Source organism: Nostoc sp. PCC 7107, assembly GCF_000316625.1.
GTDB lineage: Bacteria > Cyanobacteriota > Cyanobacteriia > Cyanobacteriales > Nostocaceae > Nostoc_B.
Genome location: NC_019676.1, coordinates 656,272 through 674,074, shown reverse-complemented (window position 1 = coordinate 674,074; position 17,803 = coordinate 656,272). Strand labels below are relative to the sequence as shown.

15 protein-coding genes are annotated in these 17,803 nt (G+C 41.9%); 7 read left to right on the top strand and 8 right to left on the bottom strand.

The genetic code is table 11. The features are described 5' to 3' along the window. Positions 1-6: 6 nt before the first annotated feature. Positions 7-882, bottom strand: a complete 876-nt coding sequence (locus NOS7107_RS02875) for an Rpn family recombination-promoting nuclease/putative transposase (protein ID WP_015111485.1) — start codon at positions 880-882, stop codon at positions 7-9. Between the two features lie 190 nt (positions 883-1,072). Between NOS7107_RS02875 and NOS7107_RS02870 the strand changes: the two genes are divergently transcribed. Then, a complete protein-coding gene (locus NOS7107_RS02870) occupies positions 1,073-3,706 on the top strand; it encodes a CHAT domain-containing protein (RefSeq protein ID WP_157373929.1) in 2,634 nt (877 codons plus the stop codon). A gap of 14 nt (positions 3,707-3,720) precedes the next feature. Here NOS7107_RS02870 and NOS7107_RS02865 read toward each other — a convergent pair whose 3' ends face one another. From NOS7107_RS02865 to NOS7107_RS02855, 3 genes are all read right to left on the bottom strand, one after another. Further along, positions 3,721-4,269 (bottom strand): transposase, encoded by a 549-nt coding sequence (locus NOS7107_RS02865; protein WP_015111483.1) that lies wholly within the window; start codon positions 4,267-4,269, stop codon positions 3,721-3,723. After that, a complete protein-coding gene (locus NOS7107_RS02860; RefSeq protein WP_015111482.1) occupies positions 4,229-4,573 on the bottom strand; it encodes a transposase in 345 nt (114 codons plus the stop codon). Before NOS7107_RS02860 ends, NOS7107_RS02865 begins: the two co-directional genes overlap by 41 nt. 194 nt (positions 4,574-4,767) lie before the next feature. Further along, positions 4,768-5,085: a TMEM14 family protein gene (locus NOS7107_RS02855; protein ID WP_015111481.1), complete on the bottom strand. Its 318-nt coding sequence runs from the start codon at positions 5,083-5,085 to the stop codon at positions 4,768-4,770. A 102-nt stretch (positions 5,086-5,187) separates the two neighbouring features. Here NOS7107_RS02855 and NOS7107_RS02850 point away from each other — a divergent pair, with 102 nt between their 5' ends. Genes NOS7107_RS02850 through NOS7107_RS02840 form a run of 3 tightly spaced genes read left to right on the top strand, consistent with a single transcriptional unit; the run spans position 5,188 to position 9,210 of the window. Then, a complete protein-coding gene (locus tag NOS7107_RS02850; protein WP_015111480.1) occupies positions 5,188-6,525 on the top strand; it encodes an ATP-binding protein in 1,338 nt (445 codons plus the stop codon). Between the two features lie 28 nt (positions 6,526-6,553). Then, positions 6,554-7,825, top strand: a complete 1,272-nt coding sequence (locus NOS7107_RS02845; RefSeq protein ID WP_015111479.1) for a tellurite resistance TerB C-terminal domain-containing protein — start codon at positions 6,554-6,556, stop codon at positions 7,823-7,825. 56 nt (positions 7,826-7,881) lie between these two features. Continuing rightward, on the top strand, positions 7,882-9,210 hold the full coding sequence (locus tag NOS7107_RS02840) for an ATP-binding protein (protein WP_015111478.1): 1,329 nt from the start codon (positions 7,882-7,884) through the stop codon (positions 9,208-9,210). A 357-nt stretch (positions 9,211-9,567) separates the two neighbouring features. Here the strand turns inward: NOS7107_RS02840 and NOS7107_RS02835 are convergent, their stop codons facing one another. Together NOS7107_RS02835 and rimI are read right to left on the bottom strand one after the other, a co-directional pair. Then, positions 9,568-12,039 (bottom strand): ATP-dependent Clp protease ATP-binding subunit, encoded by a 2,472-nt coding sequence (locus NOS7107_RS02835; RefSeq protein WP_015111477.1) that lies wholly within the window; start codon positions 12,037-12,039, stop codon positions 9,568-9,570. 577 nt (positions 12,040-12,616) lie between these two features. Further along, positions 12,617-13,165, bottom strand: a complete 549-nt coding sequence (gene rimI, locus NOS7107_RS02830; protein ID WP_015111476.1) for a ribosomal protein S18-alanine N-acetyltransferase — start codon at positions 13,163-13,165, stop codon at positions 12,617-12,619. Positions 13,166-13,494: 329 nt separating this feature from the next. Here rimI and lysA point away from each other — a divergent pair, with 329 nt between their 5' ends. The 3 genes from lysA (at position 13,495) to NOS7107_RS02815 (ending at position 16,748) form a co-directional block, all read left to right on the top strand. Next, complete coding sequence (gene lysA, locus NOS7107_RS02825) at positions 13,495-14,901, top strand: diaminopimelate decarboxylase (protein WP_015111475.1); 1,407 nt, start codon at positions 13,495-13,497, stop codon at positions 14,899-14,901. 156 nt (positions 14,902-15,057) lie between these two features. Continuing rightward, positions 15,058-16,002 (top strand): diadenylate cyclase CdaA, encoded by a 945-nt coding sequence (gene cdaA / locus NOS7107_RS02820; RefSeq protein ID WP_015111474.1) that lies wholly within the window; start codon positions 15,058-15,060, stop codon positions 16,000-16,002. Continuing rightward, positions 15,999-16,748, top strand: coding sequence for an isoprenyl transferase (locus NOS7107_RS02815; RefSeq protein ID WP_015111473.1), 750 nt, complete (start codon positions 15,999-16,001; stop codon positions 16,746-16,748). The genes cdaA and NOS7107_RS02815 overlap by 4 nt, the downstream gene beginning before the upstream one ends. A 95-nt stretch (positions 16,749-16,843) precedes the next feature. Here the strand turns inward: NOS7107_RS02815 and NOS7107_RS02810 are convergent, their stop codons facing one another. Further along, entirely contained in the window at positions 16,844-17,116 is a 273-nt protein-coding gene (locus NOS7107_RS02810) for a DUF3143 domain-containing protein (protein ID WP_015111472.1), read from the bottom strand. 31 nt (positions 17,117-17,147) lie between these two features. Next, positions 17,148-17,693, bottom strand: coding sequence for a J domain-containing protein (locus NOS7107_RS02805; RefSeq protein ID WP_015111471.1), 546 nt, complete (start codon positions 17,691-17,693; stop codon positions 17,148-17,150). Positions 17,694-17,803 lie beyond the last annotated feature (110 nt).

Genomic DNA, 17,803 nt, shown 5'->3' with positions numbered 1-17,803 from the left:
GAAAATTTATCTTGATGCTTCTAGCCAAGAAAGTAAATCAGCCATACTGGTAAAATCTAACAGTGCTTCACCGAGATTTTCTAATTGTTCTAGAGATAGAGTTTCCACCTGTTGGCGCACATCTGGAGATAATTCTCCCACACGCCGAGTTAGTAATCGGAAAATAAGCGATCGCCCCTCTACTTCCCTTCCTCTTTGTTCTCCTTCTTGTAGTCCTTCTTCTCGTCCTTCTTCTTTAATTTCTCGGTAAACTCGCGTTTCCTTGAGTGTAATTCCTAGCATTGATTCCACTTCCTTGCGACTTAACTGCTCAAACTTGTACACCATGATGGTTGTGACTAACTCAATTATGGCGCGACTTGCGGTTTCCGGCTGTTCAACAGCAGCACGCTCCAGCAAATACCTGGCTTCGGAAGGTGCAATTTCTTCATCTATCGTCGTTAACACCATCAACCCCACCCAAACGGGTAAAGCACGAATATCTCCTAATTCATCTAAATACACTCGATGTACTTGGTTTCCATTGAGTTGGTTTCGATGGGGATAAAGATCACTTTGTTCGATGTTACGCGATGGATAAATAATTACTGTTTGCCAATCGCTAAATCTGTCGCGGTTACGGTAGAAATATAATGATGATTCGGCAAATACCCGTTCATATAACCTTTCATCTTTCTGGAATTGGACTTCACAGAAATACACTACACCTCGGCTGCTGCTTTCTGGTGGCAAAAACACGCCGTCAATTTCAAATTTGGGTTCTTTGACAGCAACTGAGTCGAATTTGTATTCATCCGCATTTGCTGGCGGATTTGTCAATAGTTCAAATAGTAAACTAGGAGATTGTTGAAATAGTTGATAAAATATTGAATCTCGCCGCATTTGAATACTGAATGAACAGATAATATCGTTATGATTTCAGATATGCTAAACACATAAACTGGAATTTTCTAATTAAATTTGACAAAAAGTGATGGGGAAATTTAAAAAAGGGCATCAGAGAAGATGGTTCTGGAAATTTTTTCCAAGGAAGTTAATTTTAGCAGTTTTTGTCTGTATTCTTTCAATAGGATTGCTGTCTATTGTTGCCCAAATTTCCCCACCAAGAGCTACTGCTCAATCTCCTCAAAATACTTCAGTTCTAATTAAACAAGCTAATCAACTTTATCAATCAGGAAAGTTTGCCGCAGCAGTTCAAGTTTGGCAACAAGCGGCGATCGCTTTTGCAGCACAAAAAAATCACCTCAATCAAGCAATGGCCTTGAGTAATCTTTCCCTTACTCAGCAGCAACTAGGTGAGTGGGATGATGCCAAAACAGCGATCGCTCAAAGTCTGCAACTCCTGAAAACTCTGGAAACAACTACTGCACAACAACGCATATATGCCCAAACTCTGGATATTCAAGGACAGTTACAGCAAAAAATTGGACAATCCCAAGCAGCTTTAGAAACTTGGCAAAAATCCACTAAAATCTATGCAAGTATCGGGGATAAACCTAGTGCCGCAATTAGCGAAATTAACCAAGCACAGGCATTGCAAGATTTGGGTTTGTATCCTAGAGCCTGTCAGACTTTACTTCAAGCGTTAGGTTTTAATAATCAAGAATGTCAACTCTCAGCCGCACAGACAAATTCCCTCAAACAAAAGCTCCTGGAAAATAAACCAGATAAATTTCGGGAAGCCCAAGGGCGAGGATTGCGGAGTTTGGGTAATGTGTTGCGAGTCGTGGGTAAACTGGAACAGTCTGAGGAAGTTTTAAAAGCCAGCCTAGAAGTTGCTCAAAAATGGAAGTCACCCCAAGATATCAGTAAAGTCTGGCTGAATTTGGGTAACACAAACCGCGCTTTGGCGAAAAGAGAAGCAACCTTTAAAGATAATAAAAAGGCAAATATTTACAAACAAGAAGCTTTAGTCGCTTATCAACAAGTCGCGATCATTGAAGGTGGGGCGCAGCCCATCGCTACTTCATCTCTCGTCAAAATTCAAGCTCTACTTAATCAACGAGATTTATTCATTGAGCAACAAAAATGGTCAGATGCAGATGAATTATTATCTCCCATACGGGAATCCTTGGCGAATTTATCTCCTAGTCGTACAGCTATCTACGCAAAAATCAACTTTGCAAGAAGTTTAGCTCAAAAGCCAAGCAATGTTTCCGAAGCTATGACTTTGTTGGAAAATGCGATCGCTGAGGCGAACTCTTTGGAAGATTGGCGATCGCTTTCTTATGCTCTTGGTAGTTTGGGGAAATTATATGGAAAAATCAACCAAGAAGATAAAGCTAAAATCTATACTCAGCAAGCGTTACAAGCCACTAAACAAATTCGTTCAGCCGATGATTTAGCTTATCAGTGGCAATGGCAGTTAGGCAAGTTACTCAGAGAAGAGGATAAAGCAGGTGCGATGGGCTACGCCCCGCCTTCGGCGATCGCGGCTTATGCTAATGCAATCAAATCCCTGAAAAATCTCCGGGGAGATTTAGTTAGCCTCAATTCTGATGTTCAATTTGACTTTCGAGAGCAAGTCGAACCAGTTTATCGAGAATATGTAGATTTACTTCTGCAAAATGGAGAACCTAGCCAAGAAACCCTGAAAATAGCCCGTCAGACAATTGAAGACCTACAGTTAGCCGAACTCGATAACTTTTTCCAAGAAGCTTGTACCACAGTCAAAAACCAAGAGATAGATAAAGTAGATGTGAATACGGCTGTGATCTACTCAGTCATCTTACCAAACCGATTAGAAATTATTCTTTCCCCTCCTCAAGAATCTCAAGCAAATCTACGTCACTATACAATGCCAGTTTCTCAATCAGAAATAGAGACAACTGTTCAGGAATTAAGAGGAGAACTGAGTAGAAGGAGTTCCAGAAAACGCCCTTTGCAAGAACTCTCTAAAAAAGTATATAGCTGGTTAATCACTCCTCTGGAAAAAGACCTTCAAGCCTTTCCCGTCAAAAACTTAACTTTTGTCCTAGATGGAGTGCTGCAAAATATTCCGATGGCGGCTCTTTATGATGGCAAGCAATATCTCATTGAAAAAAATTATAGTATTTCTTTAACTCCCGGTCTCCAGCTACTAGATCCTAAACCAATAAAACTGGATAACTTGAATATCTTGGCTGCCGGTCTGAGTAAATCTGTGCAGGATTTTGATTCGCTTCCTGGAGTTGAGGAAGAATTCAAGGGTATCCGTCAGCAAATTCCAGCAAAAATATTGCTGAATGAGATGTTTACTAAATCAAAATTCACACAAACAATTAATTCGCTACCTTTTTCAATTATTCATGTTGCAACTCACGGCAAATTTAGTTCCCGTTCCGAAAACACTTTCCTACTGACTTATAACGATAAAATCAATGCCAAAGAGTTAGATGAATTTTTTCGGACTGATACAGGATATAGGCAGCCGATTGAATTACTGGTTCTGAGTGCTTGTAGTACGGCTGAAGGCGATACAAGAGCAGCTTTAGGAATGGCAGGGGTAGCAATCCGGGCTGGAGCGCGAAGTACTGTAGGCTCTTTGTGGGTAGTCCCAGATGATTCGACTACCTTGTTAATGATCCGATTTTATCAAGAATTACGTAATAAAAAGGTAACGAAAGCAGAAGCTCTCCGTCAAGCTCAACTGGCAATTCTACACGATGAGCGATTCTCTAAGCCTGTTCATTGGGCAGCTTTTGTCTTAATTGGGAATTGGTTATAGAACTCATTTGACATCTAAGAAGAGGCTTGCAGCCTCTTAAGCATCAACCGAATAAAACAAAGATTAACCTTGGCAGTTGCATTAACTAGAGTTCTCTCAAAGTTCTTGACAAGAATTTTGCATCTCTCCATCCAGGCATTTGAGCGTTCAATTACCCACCTCGCAGCCACCGGAACAAACCCAGATATCCCTAGTTCTTTCTTTTCTTGTTTTGATGGTTTTGCCGAAAGTTCAAACCTGATTTTCGTCATTATTTGGGGATAAACTTTTTCTAGCTCCTCCCTCAAATACTCAGGATGATAACCGTGGTCTAGCAGAATGGTGATTTTGGGAATATTGACGGGTTTCGATTGGAAATAATCGATGTTTTTAGTCAACATCTCAATCAAACCCATATCGTCAGACACATTTGCTTTGGTGCAGTGAGTAAAGAAGGGAAAACCCAGGGTATCAACCGCTAGATGTCTTTTAATGCCATTCGTCGATTTGTAGAAACAATATCCTTTCGATGTAATGCGAGCATTACAGGTATTTTTCACCGCTTGAGAGTCGATAATTATCAACGTCGTCCACTTGGCTTTTTTTTACCTGTTCACGCACTTGTCCATGTAAAACTCTCATTAGTTCTTCTATCACTCCTTGGGCCCGCCACTGCTTGTAATGCCAGTATACAGTTGAGTAAGGGGGCAAGTCCTGGGGTAAGTTTTCCCAATTGCAGCCATTCTTTAGTTGATAGAAGATGCCATCTAAGAGTTCTCTTTTTGTCCAGTTCGAGGGTCTAGTCTGTTTCTTCGCAGGCAATATAGTCGGCAGTAGGGGTTCTAGAATTTCCCATTCTTCATCTGTTAGGCTGCTAGAGTACGGCATGGCTTCTGGATATGGCTTTTGCCGCCACTTTACTTCAATACCCTAAAAGATGTCAAATGGGTTCTATAAGAATTTATGGCGAGAATTTAACCATTTCCCAGGTTGTTCAATACAGATGTAACTTCTCATCAATGAGGCGATCGCCACAGCTATACAATAATATAAATGTACTATTATAAAAAACTCATATATTCTTACCGTCCCAATAGCTGATGCGCCATCACAGCCAGCGTCAATGCACCTAAAACAATCATCAATCCCGCAGGCATAAACTTGCGTGTCTTGGCAAACCGTACAGCAAACACAACCACCAAAACTCCAGTCACACAAACCGCTAAAGTCAAACCCCAAGGTTGCCCTTGAAGTTGCCAGTAAGCAGATAAAATCAGCAACAAACCGCTAATACCACCACTGAGGAGCGAAACTTTACTCCGCGCCTGAACGTAGCCCATAATTCCACCGACAATTGCTAAGATACCGTAAGCAAAAGCAGCAATTATACTTAAATTCATTGTTACAACCTATGTAGATTTTGACTTTACAGCCAAGGTCGGCAGACAATTTACCATAGCTATTTAGCTACATCACCCAGTTGATTGATGGATATTCCAGCGATGGCAACGGCAAGTACTTTATTAGCCCAGGTTCAATTTCTCCAGCGTCAAACAGCATCTCTTTTACTCTACCAATCTGTTCTCCAGAGCGAAGCCGCGATCGCCTTTATGGAACTGTTGCAAGCAATACGTTACACTGATGCCGACGCTAGGGGTTGTCTCCAAGCCTACGGAAATTACTTCCACGCCTTAGCAGCACGCAATCAAAATTGGGAAGACCATTTAATTTCGCAAATTCTCCTTTGTGAAAATCCCTTTAGCCGAATGGCGCAACAAAAAGATTTCTCGGAGTTACCTCTAACTTTAATTGCAGCCGCCCAAAATGATTTACAGATATTACAAAGTCTTTATGAATGCAGCACTGCTTGTCTTAGCGAATGGGTGCAGACTGTTGCTCATTTGCCTGTTTCGCCCGTAGTTTGGTATCAAGAACACCATCATCTCAGCAGCAATACAACCCTGAATTTACCAGACTGGGAACATTGGGCTGATGCTGTCGAAGAATTAGCTGCTTATTATCAAAAATTTGGTGTAGGTTTATTTGCTGAGTATCGCGCCTTACGTTGGCAAAGTGGGCAGTTTGTCGGTATTCCGTATCCTGATCCAATCAAGTTAAATACCCTGGTAGGCTATGAATGGCAGCGTGATGCTTTGCTGAAAAATACAGAGTTTTTATTATGCGGCGAAACAGCATTGCATGTATTACTTTATGGTAGTCGCGGTTCGGGTAAATCTTCTTTAGTCAAAGCCTTGTTGAACGAGTATGGAGAACGTCAACTGCGTGTACTAGAAGTAGGCAAATCTGACTTACAAGATTTACCTAAAATTGTTGAACAGTTACGCGGTTTACCCCAAAAATTTATCATCTTTGTTGATGACCTCTCCTTTGAGGAAGATGACGATGCGTTTAAAGCCCTTAAGGTAGTTTTAGAAGGGAATTTAACTGCGAGGCCGCAAAATGTAGTTGTCTTCGCTACCTCCAACCGCCGCCACCTGATTCGGGAATATTTCGCCGATAGACCCACCCCCAAAGATCACGAAGAAATCCATGCTTGGGATACCATGCAGGAGAAGTTATCATTTAGCGATCGCTTTGGTTTGACCTTAACCTTTGAACCAGCAAATCAACAGACTTATTTAACAATTATTCGCCATTTAGCAGCACAAGCAAAAATTAATCTCAGCCCAGAAGATTTAGAATATCAAGCATTACAGTGGGCAACACGTCATAACGGTCGTTCTGGACGCACAGCACGGCAATTTATTGATTTTTTGAAAGCAGATATATCTCTCTTTAGTACAACTAATATTAATTCTGAACCTCAGCCACAATTTTAATTACGAATTACGAATTAACACCAGCAATATGCAAGCAGTAATGGTCAGCAATCGATTTCTTTTAGGTGTAGTTGCCTTTAGTGTAAGTTTTGGGCTTAGTCTGGTTCCCAACTGGAATTTTAGTCAAGCTTTCATTACAGGCATAATTACTGTACTTGCTACTTATGCCGCAGCATTATTTGTTGATAAACGCCGTAGACATCATGAAATGTTAGTGTTAGTAACCTTGCGTAAACGAATTAAAGAGCAAGAAGCTTTAAAAAATCGCATTTATCGAGAAATAAAACAAATAGAAGAACATCGCAGCTTATTATATGGCGAGACACAAAAACTCCAAAATCAAATTGCAGAATCTCGCAACCAAAGAGATAGTCTGCATCGAGAATTGAGTAATTTTGCTGGGCAGAAAAAACAATTAGAAACTGAAACTAATAACTTAAAAACTACAATTCAAACTCTAGAACAAACCAATACAGAATTGAGTCACACTTGCTCTAACCTCACAGCGGAAAAACGCCGCTTAGAATTACACAGTAATGTGTCTCATGCAGAAATTGTCCAATTACAAACTCAAATTGATCAACTGCGACAAGATAAACAAGAACTGGAGAATAATTTAACCTTACTAGGTAGGCTCAAGCCTCAGCTAGAGGAAAAAATGTATGAACTCCGAATTCAAATTCAAGAGCTAGAAATTGTTGTCTCTCAGCAAAATAAATTATTAGCCGATACCATAACCGAAAGAAACGACATCATTAGTACCCTGAATAATTTAAATCAGCAAACATTAGATAAAGAATCAGAACTACAACAGCTAAATGATCAAGTTTCAATATTACAAGCAGAACGAGATTTATTACAAAACCAAGTTTGGGAATTACTCCAACAAACAGAAACACTTAATTTAGACTATATACCTGTAAATCTCCGCTCAGAAGAGGAACCTGATTTATTTCCTTTTGCCGACTTAATAGCATCTTCAGAAGATATCATTGAAGATTTACCTGAAGAATGGACTAATTTATTAGAAAAATTACCAGGTCATGAAATAGAAGTATTAAAAGCGATATTGCAAGCAGATAACCCCAAAGCGGCGATTAAACAAATTGCTGAAGCCAACATTACCATGCCAAATTTATTAATTGATTCGATTAATGACCGCGCCAATGATACTATTGGCGAATTAATCATTGAGCCTGGAGAAGACATTCCCGAAGTTTATCAAGAACACCTGAACAATATCCGCAAAATGATTGCTATGTACGAAGACCTCATGAGTAGGCAAGCCTCATCAAATTAATATTACTTGTTATCGTAAAATTATTATTGCGTGAAATATAAAATCTAGTGAAGTACATGGCAAAGCTCAAAATCTCGAAGAAAATTTCCACTGCTTTAATTAATTCCCTAGGTGCGGGAGTAGTACCGAGACTAGGAGTTGAACATATAGCAGTTGGTCGAGAACAAGAACTTAAAAGCCTCATACAAAATCTAGATGACATTGCCGAAGGTGTCGCCGCATTCCGCTTTATTATTGGTAACTATGGTTCAGGTAAAAGCTTTCTCCTCCAAATGATTCGCAACCGAGCGATGGAACAAGGTTTTGTAGTAGCCGATGCTGATTTATCATCAGAACGTCGCCTCGCAGGAAGCAACAACGAAGGTTTAGCTACTTATCGAGAACTAATGAGTCACCTTTCCACAAAAACACGCCCTGATGGTGGTGCTTTAGTTTCAATTTTAGAAGGTTGGATTAACAAAATCCAGCAAGAAGTGGCCAAAGAAACTAATATGCGGCCAAATGATGAAGGTTTTGATGACCAAGTTGAAGCCAAAATTCGAGAAGTCGTGCAGTATATTGAAGACTTAGTTCATGGCTTTGATTTTGGTAACGTCATTATTGCCTATTGGCGTGGTTATCGGTTAGATGATGATAATTTAAAAAATGCAGCTTTGCGTTGGTTGCGCGGAGAATTCAGCACCAAAATTGAAGCGAGGGCTGCTTTAGGAGTGCGGGTAATTATTGATGATGAAAGTTGGTATGACTACATTAAATTATTCGCTAAATTTGTTGCCGAGATTGGCTATAAAGGTTTATTAATTTTGTTAGATGAAGCGGTAAATTTGTATCAAATATCTACTACTGTCACCCGCGAGAAAAACTACAACAGACTGCTGACAATGTTTAATGATACCATGCAATGCAAAGCCGAGCATCTGGGTATTTTTATCGGTGGCACAACTAAGTTTTTAGAAGACCAAAATCGCGGACTTTTTGCTGACCAAGCTTGGCGCAGACGCACAAAGGAAAGCCGTTTTGCTACCCAAGCCAATGTCCAGGAGTTTTTAGGCCCTGTGATTCGCTTAAACCCGTTGAGTGAAGCTGAAATTTTAACTCTGTTACAACGCCTCAAAGACATTCATGTAACTCACTATGGCTATGATAAAACGTTGAGCGATCGCAACTTACAAGAATTCTTACAAGAAATCGTTAGCCGCCTAGGTGCAGACGCATTACTCACACCCGGCGAAATCATCCGAGATTTTATTAGCGTGCTGAATATCCTGCACCAAAATCCGAAAATTACATTCAGTGAATTAATTCAAAGTTCTCTATTCAAACCTATAGCCGTTGGTAAAAATGTCGGTATAGATGAAGATGATGCAGCGGAATTTAGTTTGTAATTAATTAAATTAGTAAAACCAAAAGAATACTAAAAAACATATTCTCGACAATTTAATACTTGATTAATATTGCTGGTAAATTTTTTCTTAGAAGAATTGTTTTCTAGAACGAAAAAAGAATCTACGGTACTAAGTAGGTCGATGTTTAGTTTGTATAGCCCCAGACTTCTAGTCTGTTCGCGTAGCGTGCGCCTTAGCACAGGTCGGATGCTCCCCTATATGTATATGTGGTGCCATTTGGGAGAAGAATTTTGCATTTACTTAACTCTAGCTTATAGGTTTAACAATAAAAACGGTAGAGCAATTAACACTCTACCGTTGTCTAATATTTATTTGAGACTTAATCTCAAACGTGAATTATGACTCAATTCCTTGAGGTAACAACTCCCGGCGCTGTTGAGAACTAACTTGGACAGTGCCGTTTTCATCGACATCAACAACGGCGGTATCGCCATCTTTGATGCGACCAGACAGAATTTCTTCTGCTAGACTATCTTCTAACAAGCGCATAATTGCCCGACGTAACGGTCTTGCACCGTAGCTTGGGCTGTAGCCTTCTTGGATGAGGCGGTCTTTGAAGCGTTCGGTGACTTCTAAGGTGATACCTTTTTCTGTCAGGCGACCAAAGACTTCTTTGAGCATGATATCGGCGATTTGGGTGACTTCTTCGCGGTTGAGTTGACGGAAGACGATAATTTCATCCAAACGGTTGAGAAATTCTGGGCGGAAGTACTGCTTGAGTTCTTCGTTAACCAGAGTTTTAATGCGGTTATATTGCGATTCGCCTGCATCTTCGGTGAACTCGAAGCCGATGGTGGAAGCGCCTTTTTCAATTACCTTGGAACCGATGTTGGATGTCAAAATCAGCAAGGTATTCTTGAAGTCAACGGTGCGACCTTTAGCATCAGTTAACCGACCGTCTTCTAAAATTTGCAATAGCATATTGAAGACATCGGGGTGAGCTTTTTCGATTTCGTCGAATAGCACCACGGTATAAGGACGACGGCGCACAGCTTCGGTTAATTGACCGCCTTCGTTATAACCAACGTAACCAGGAGGCGAACCAATTAGTTTGCTGACGGTGTGGCGTTCCATATATTCCGACATATCCAGGCGGATCATTGCTTCTTCGGAACCGAAGAAGTATGAAGCCAAGGATTTTGCCAACTCAGTTTTACCTACCCCAGTTGGCCCGGAGAAGATAAAGCTGGCAATGGGTCGGTTGGGGTTTTTCAAACCGACACGCGCCCGACGGATTGCCCGTGAAACTGCTTTCACAGCGTCTTCTTGACCGATGAGGCGCTGATGCAAGGTGTCTTCCATGTGCAGCAGCTTCTCGGATTCAGACTCGGTGAGCTTGTTCACTGGTACACCTGTCCAGGAAGCAACGATGTGAGCAATGTCTTCTTCGGTAACAACGGGTTCTACACCGTCACCACTTGCACCGTTGGTTTTGCTTTGAGCGATCGCCCGAATTTCGGCTTTAATTTCCATTTCCCGATCACGCAGTTCCCCGGCTCTGTCAAAGTCTTGGGAACGCACGGCATCATCTTTTTCTTTTAAGATTTGGCGCAGTTCTTTATCTAACTCTTTGGCTGCGGGGGGCAGTTGGGAGTTGATTAACCGCACACGCGAACCTGCTTCATCAATCAAGTCGATGGCTTTATCTGGCAAGTAGCGATCGCTGATATAACGGTCAGACAATTTCGCTGCTGCAATTAAAGCTTCATCAGAAATTTTCAACTTGTGATGTTGCTCGTAGCGATCGCGCAGTCCATGCAATATTTCTATAGTTTCATCAACTGATGGCTCACCCACCATTACTGGTTGGAAGCGGCGTTCTAAGGCTGCATCGCGCTCGATGTGTTTGCGGTATTCGTCGAGGGTGGTGGCACCGATACACTGCAATTCACCTCTGGCCAAGGCTGGCTTGAGGATATTTGCTGCGTCGATCGCACCTTCGGCTGCACCTGCACCAATTAGGGTGTGTACCTCATCAATCACCAAAATGACGTTACCCGCAGAACGGATTTCGTCCATGATTTTTTTCAGGCGTTCTTCAAATTCACCCCGGTATTTGGTTCCTGCTACCAGCAATCCAATATCTAGTGTGACTACGCGCTTGTCTTCCAGGATGTCGGGGACATCTTTGTTGGCAATGCGGCTCGCCAGACCTTCGGCGATCGCTGTTTTACCAACCCCTGGTTCACCAATCAGCACTGGGTTATTTTTTGTCCGGCGACCCAAGATTTGAATTACACGCTCAATTTCTTTCGCGCGTCCTACGACTGGATCAAGTTTATTGTCCGTCGCCATCTGGGTTAGGTTCGAGCCAAATTCATCCAAGGTAGGAGTCTTAGTGCGTCCCGATTGCCCGGTCGCCGAAACCTCTGCTGTTTCTCCCAGCATTCGGATGACTTGGGTTCTCACCTTAGATAGATCCACCCCAAGGTTTTCTAGCACCCTGGCTGCTACACCTTCCCCTTCCCGGATCAGGCCCAACAGCAGATGCTCGGTGCCAATGTAGTTATGCCCTAATTGGCGCGCTTCTTCTAGGGATAGTTCCAGAACCCGCTTTGCCCGTGGCGTAAACGGAATTTCCACGGCCACAAAGCCTGAACCCCGGCCTATGATTTTTTCTACTTCAATACGGGCATCTTTGAGATTGACACCCATTGATTTCAGCACCTTGGCCGCAACTCCTGTGCCTTCCCCGATTAGACCCAGGAGGATCTGTTCGGTTCCCACAAAGTTGTGACCTAAACGGCGGGCCTCTTCTTGGGCCAGCATGATTACCTTAATGGCTTTTTCTGTGAAGCGTTCAAACATGGCATTTTTCCCATCACCTGCGTCGTGCCGGTACGCTGATTTTAGCACAGGCTAAGGTTTTGGGTGTCTGTATCAGAGATAATAGACATATTCGAGATACTACTCAAATTGATGGGTGAGTTTGTCAACTATTGATGAATTTTGTTGCGGCTACTGGATTGAGGAGCTTTTATTTACTAGCTTTTCAGCTTGAGTTGTAAATAGTTAGCCGCTACGATTTAAAATTATTTTTTACCAGTCACAAATACTAATTATTAGCATAGTTAGACTTCAAAAGTCAAAATTTTTCTCAAAGTATTTCTTATTTAAAATAAAAAACTCATATTGATTAAATATTCTAATAATTTAATCAGCCTAAAATTTGTTATTTTCTCGGTTGTCATTACTCGTTAGTTTTTCTGCTTCCCTCTGCTGTCCCTGATCCCGGTGATTGAAAAGAGAGGCTAGAAAAGAAAGTTTTTCATGTTTGGTTGTGAGATTCTCTCATGATTAGCTTTGTTGAAAAAGTGCTGCTAACGGTAGCAAGAGTTGAGGAGCGCACTGAGTAAAAATACTAGCCCCTATCCTCTCTTTGCGACTAATTAATCAGCTGCCAAGAGAATTGGCTCAACTGTTTGCTAACTGTGGTGTGCCAAGTGTCTAAAGTCTTTTGAAACTGGGGATATTGCAATTCCGATAGCCAAAGAATCAAAGCATCCTCGCCGTTATCTTGGTAATAACGCCGTCGCAGGCCAGCGGTTTTAAAGCCAAATTTCTGATATAAGGATATGGCGGCCAGGTTGGAAGCCCTAACTTCGAGGGTGGCTCGCTCTAAACCGCGATCGCCAGCTGCCTTGAGGAGGGCGTACAATAAAGCCTGTCCCAAACCTTGACGGTGATATTGGGGATGAATCGCCAAAATTGTAATGTGGGCTTCGTCTACAATCGACCAAAAGCAACCCATTCCCAAAAGTTTAATGGGGGACAATGGCGAAAATAACCCAAGTAATTCACTATTTGGACTATCTAACTCGCGCTGGTAGCCCTCCATTGTCCAAAGTCCACCAAAACAGGTTTGATCTAGTTCGAGGATGTTACTAAGATCGTGTGTTGTGAGCGATCGCAATTTTAAATCTGATGAAATCACAATTTATTCAAAGTACTAAATTGAAAGCGCTGTAAAGCCCTGCGGGCATGGCTGCGCTTAGAGCGGTAGCGGGGCGTTGAGCAGCGTGCTGAGTTGAAATTGTTGATTTCAAACTACCTTCACTTAATGCCTAATTTCCGGCTGTGCGAAAGTTCTCTCGTACTTTTTACTCAGCGAGAAGTTGTAAGGAGCAGCCAGTCCGTTGCGGGGGTTTCCCTCTGGGCAAACTTCGGTAACTCAACACTCAGTACTCAACAATGAGTTGGTAAACTGAGAATCGGGATACTTCCTCACATCCTTAAATTTAAACAAGGACAATCTATATAGTTATGGTATCGACTCACCCCACTGAGGTTCAAAATACTGGTGTTCAGTATTTGCCGCAAAAGCGCAACCCAAACAAAACTATTTCGCCTAACCAGGAACTGTTACCTTTAACGGCCAAAGTTAACAGTGATGACTGTCTGGAAATTGGTGGGTGTGATGTCACAACCCTAGTTCAACAGTTTGGTTCGCCTTTATATATTTTAGATGAAGAAACTCTCCGTTCCGCTTGTCGGCAATACCGAGATGCTTTTGAGCAATACTACCAAGGTGAATCTCAAGTATTGTACGCTTCCAAAGCATGGAATTGTCTAGCGGTTTGTGCGATCGCTGCCTCAGAAGGTTTGGGAATAGATGTAGTATCTGGTGGTGAACTTTACACAGCCTTGAGTGCTGGCGTTCATCCCGATAAAATCTACCTCCACGGCAATAATAAATCACAACCTGAGCTAGTTTTAGCAATTGAATCAGGTGTCACCATTGTTGTAGATAACTGGCATGAATTACACACGTTGGTGAAATTAACCGAAAATACCCAACCGATTCGCATTATGCTGCGGTTGACTCCTGGTATTGAATGCCACACACACGAATATATTCGCACAGGACACTTAGATAGTAAGTTTGGCTTTGACCCCAACGACTTAGACGAAGTATTTACCTTTGTCAGCAAGCAACCTTCTTTAAACTGTGTAGGTTTGCACGCCCATATTGGTTCACAAATTTTTGAACTGCAACCCCATCAAGATTTAGCAGCGGTGATGGTGCAATGGTTTCGAGATACAGCTAAGTATGGTTTAAATTTAACCGAGCTAAATATTGGTGGTGGTTTAGGCATTTGTTATACAGAATCAGATGATCCACCAAGTATTGAAGATTGGGTAAAGATAATTTGTGAAGTTATTCAAGAAACTTGTGCAACAGAAAATATCCCTTTACCAAAGCTATTATGTGAACCAGGGCGATCGCTAATTGCGACATCTTGTGTTACTGCCTATACAATTGGCGCAACAAAAGTAGTCCCAGAAATTCGTACCTACGTATCTGTTGATGGTGGAATGTCCGATAATCCCCGACCAATCACTTACCAGTCAGTTTATCGGGCTATAGTTGCTAATCAAATGTCTGCTCCGATTACACAAACAGTCACAGTAGCTGGTAAACATTGCGAATCAGGAGATATCCTAATTAAGAATGCCCAACTACCAAAAACTGAACCAGGCGATATTCTAGTGGTTATGGCAACTGGTGCTTACAATTACAGTATGGCATCTAACTACAACCGCTTACCCAGGCCAGCAGCAGTAGTAGTGGCTAATGGCGAAGCAAATTTGATTTTGCAACGCGAAACTTATCAAGATTTGATTCGGCAAGATTGTCTACCAGAGAGACTTAAGAAGTCAGAAGTATGAAGTCAGAAGTATGAAGTAGTAAGGCTGAAAGCTGTAGACCCGAAGGGACTTGCCGCAGGCTAGGTTAAAAACTAAAGGATGAAATTTATATTTCCCACTTCACACTTCATACTTCATACTTCATAACTTTACACTTCACACTTCATTCCAGATGTCATGAGAGATTGGTCAAAGCATTGGCTGACAAACCTAGGATGGTCGCAGTCCTTGCTACTTGGGACTCTGGATATTGTATTAGTGCTGGCGCTGACGTACATGATACTAGTTATTATTAGCGAGCGCCGGACACTCTGGATGGTGCGAGGATTTATTATTTTAATGCTGGCATCGGCAATCAGCGGTAGATTGGGCTTACCCCTGCTAAATTTTGTCCTAGAAAAATTAGTGATTGGTTGTGCTGTGGCGATGGCGGTAGCTCTACAATCAGAATTTCGGAGATTTTTGGAACAATTAGGCCGTGGAGAAATACGCCAGTTATTTCAAACATCCAGTTTGTCCATCCCCAAATCTGATAGTGTGATTGATGAAATTGTGGATGCGGTTAAAGAACTTTCAAAAAACCGAATTGGAGCTTTGCTAATTTTGGAAACCACTGGCCCAATTGACGAGCGAGATTTTTCTGTGCCTGGAGTTAAGCTGAATGCTGAGGTTTCTAAGGAACTCATACAAACAATTTTTCAGCCGAAAACTTTGTTACATGATGGGGCGACTTTGATTCGCGGCTCAAGAATTGTATCATCAGGTGTAATTTTACCACTTTCGGGACGCACAGCCTCGCGCCAGCTGGGTACACGCCATCGGGCAGCAATGGGAATTACTGAGCGGGTCGAAAATTGTATTTGTGTAGTTGTATCAGAAGAAACGGGTTCTATTTCTTTAGCGGAACGGGGAACCCTAAATAGACCACTGACCATTAGAAAGCTCAAAGAGTCGTTAGAGGCTCGATTATCTCCAACGGTAGATCGGGAAGCTGTGGCTCCTGGTCTGTTAAGCTGGGTGCGTCAGATTGGTAGTAAAGCACTGGTACTGGTTTCACGTTTACTTGGTTTACCATGTCTTCGACACGCTACGCGAACGACCGCTTCTCGAGATAAAAAATGACTGTACAACAAACTGAACTGCAATATTTACCCCCCGACTTGAAACGGGAACTACTGCCCAAACACATTGCGGTGATTATGGATGGCAATGGTCGATGGGCTAAACGTCAAGGTTTGCCGCGAATCATGGGTCATAAGCGTGGTGTTGATGCTTTGAAAGATTTGCTGCGTTGTTGCAAAGACTGGGGAATCCAGGCACTGACAGCTTATGCTTTTTCCACAGAAAATTGGAAAAGACCCCAAGAAGAAGTAGATTTTTTGATGACATTATTCCAAGTCGTTTTACGCCAAGAACTGCGGGAAATGGTCGAGGAAAATGTGAAAATTCAGTTTGTGGGAAATTTGCAAGCTTTACCGCGATCGCTCCAAGATGAAATTACTCGTTCAATGGAAGCGACTAAGAATAATCGTAGTATCCGCTTTTCTGTGGCTACTAATTATGGTGGACGGCAAGAAATTTTACAAGCTTGTCGCGTGATCGCCCAAAAAGTTCAGCAAGGTATCCTCAAACCAGATGAAATTGATGAATCAGTATTTGAAAGCCATCTTTACACTGCTGGAATTGATGACCCTGATTTATTAATCCGCACTAGCGGCGAAATGCGCCTTTCCAATTTTCTCCTGTGGCAAATGGCTTATGGGGAAATGTACATTACTGATACTCTTTGGCCTGATTTTGACCGTACTGAATTCCACCGGGCTTTGTGTGCTTACCAGCAACGAGAGCGAAGATTCGGAAAAGTCTGAAGTTTAAAGTCTGAAATATAAATTTCATAATTCAGTTATGAGCTTTGAGCTTTGATAGTTTCAGACTTTTTTTATACTTCCTACTCCATACTTTATTAAGGGCCAGAAAATACGGCTTGTTCTATATCTTCACGGCTAAGAGAATACTTGAAGGAGCGTTGGATGTCTTGTTGATTGTCTCCAGCCTCACGATATCTAACTACAATTTGCTCAGTATCTAGCCAAAGTTCAGCTTGCCAATCGGGTCTTTGCACACGCCAACAATGACGTTGTGTTTCATCTTGTTGACAACCTTGGTCTTTTAACCATTGCTCAATTTGTGGCAGAGGATGATTATATAAAGGTGTATCTGCTGGCAGAATAGACATAAGAATTTGAGATTTTGAGGTGGAAAACCGTTTATTTGAATATGGAAAAGTTATAGTTTTGAGATTCCCCAGAACTAGTTAATTGGGATACGTCAGAAATATGCTGTTCGACTTTGGGGGTAAGTAGAGGTGATTGAGTTTGAAAAGCAGCTTCACCACGAGCAAATCCGATCGCAAGTGCGAGTAATAAACATCCCACAAAGGTCAGTCCCAGGATAAATAAAGCGAAAATTTCGCCAGAAGAAAGTGGGCGATCGCTGGCATCAAGGTAAGCTGATTTAGAGTAATCATAAGAATAACGCACAGGACGATGCAAATCCGCAGGTGCTTGAATTACACCAAAGCGAGAATAGCCAATTTTCAAATCATAGCTGAGTCGCCGTTCTGGATGGCTTAAAGTCGCATAAGCTTCATTAATTTGCTGAAATTTATCAATAGCAAGGACAGCAGGTAATTCTGTAGTGTCAGGATGATAACGCTTGCTGAGTTCCCGATAGGCACGGCGAATATCAATCACCGATGCTGACGGATGCAGTCCTAGCAGCGAGTAGTAGGAAGTTTCACTACTTTGTGGCATTGCCCCATTTTGATTCACGGCTGTTTGAGGTTTTTTCTAATATTGTAAACCGCTCACTCCCACTCCATCTGAATCTTTTATCGTGATGACATCTACAAGGTACGATAAAT

Coding starts and splice junctions, on each gene's coding strand:
- NOS7107_RS02835 (WP_015111477.1), bottom strand. CDS start 12,039: ATGTTTGAACGCTTCACAGAAAAAGCCATTAAGGTAATCATGCTGGCC.
- NOS7107_RS02850 (WP_015111480.1), top strand. CDS start 5,188: ATGGCAACGGCAAGTACTTTATTAGCCCAGGTTCAATTTCTCCAGCGT.
- NOS7107_RS02810 (WP_015111472.1), bottom strand. CDS start 17,116: ATGTCTATTCTGCCAGCAGATACACCTTTATATAATCATCCTCTGCCA.
- NOS7107_RS02840 (WP_015111478.1), top strand. CDS start 7,882: ATGGCAAAGCTCAAAATCTCGAAGAAAATTTCCACTGCTTTAATTAAT.
- NOS7107_RS02845 (WP_015111479.1), top strand. CDS start 6,554: ATGCAAGCAGTAATGGTCAGCAATCGATTTCTTTTAGGTGTAGTTGCC.
- cdaA (WP_015111474.1), top strand. CDS start 15,058: ATGAGAGATTGGTCAAAGCATTGGCTGACAAACCTAGGATGGTCGCAG.
- NOS7107_RS02875 (WP_015111485.1), bottom strand. CDS start 882: ATGCGGCGAGATTCAATATTTTATCAACTATTTCAACAATCTCCTAGT.
- NOS7107_RS02815 (WP_015111473.1), top strand. CDS start 15,999: ATGACTGTACAACAAACTGAACTGCAATATTTACCCCCCGACTTGAAA.
- NOS7107_RS02860 (WP_015111482.1), bottom strand. CDS start 4,573: ATGCCGTACTCTAGCAGCCTAACAGATGAAGAATGGGAAATTCTAGAA.
- lysA (WP_015111475.1), top strand. CDS start 13,495: ATGGTATCGACTCACCCCACTGAGGTTCAAAATACTGGTGTTCAGTAT.
- NOS7107_RS02805 (WP_015111471.1), bottom strand. CDS start 17,693: ATGCCACAAAGTAGTGAAACTTCCTACTACTCGCTGCTAGGACTGCAT.
- NOS7107_RS02855 (WP_015111481.1), bottom strand. CDS start 5,085: ATGAATTTAAGTATAATTGCTGCTTTTGCTTACGGTATCTTAGCAATT.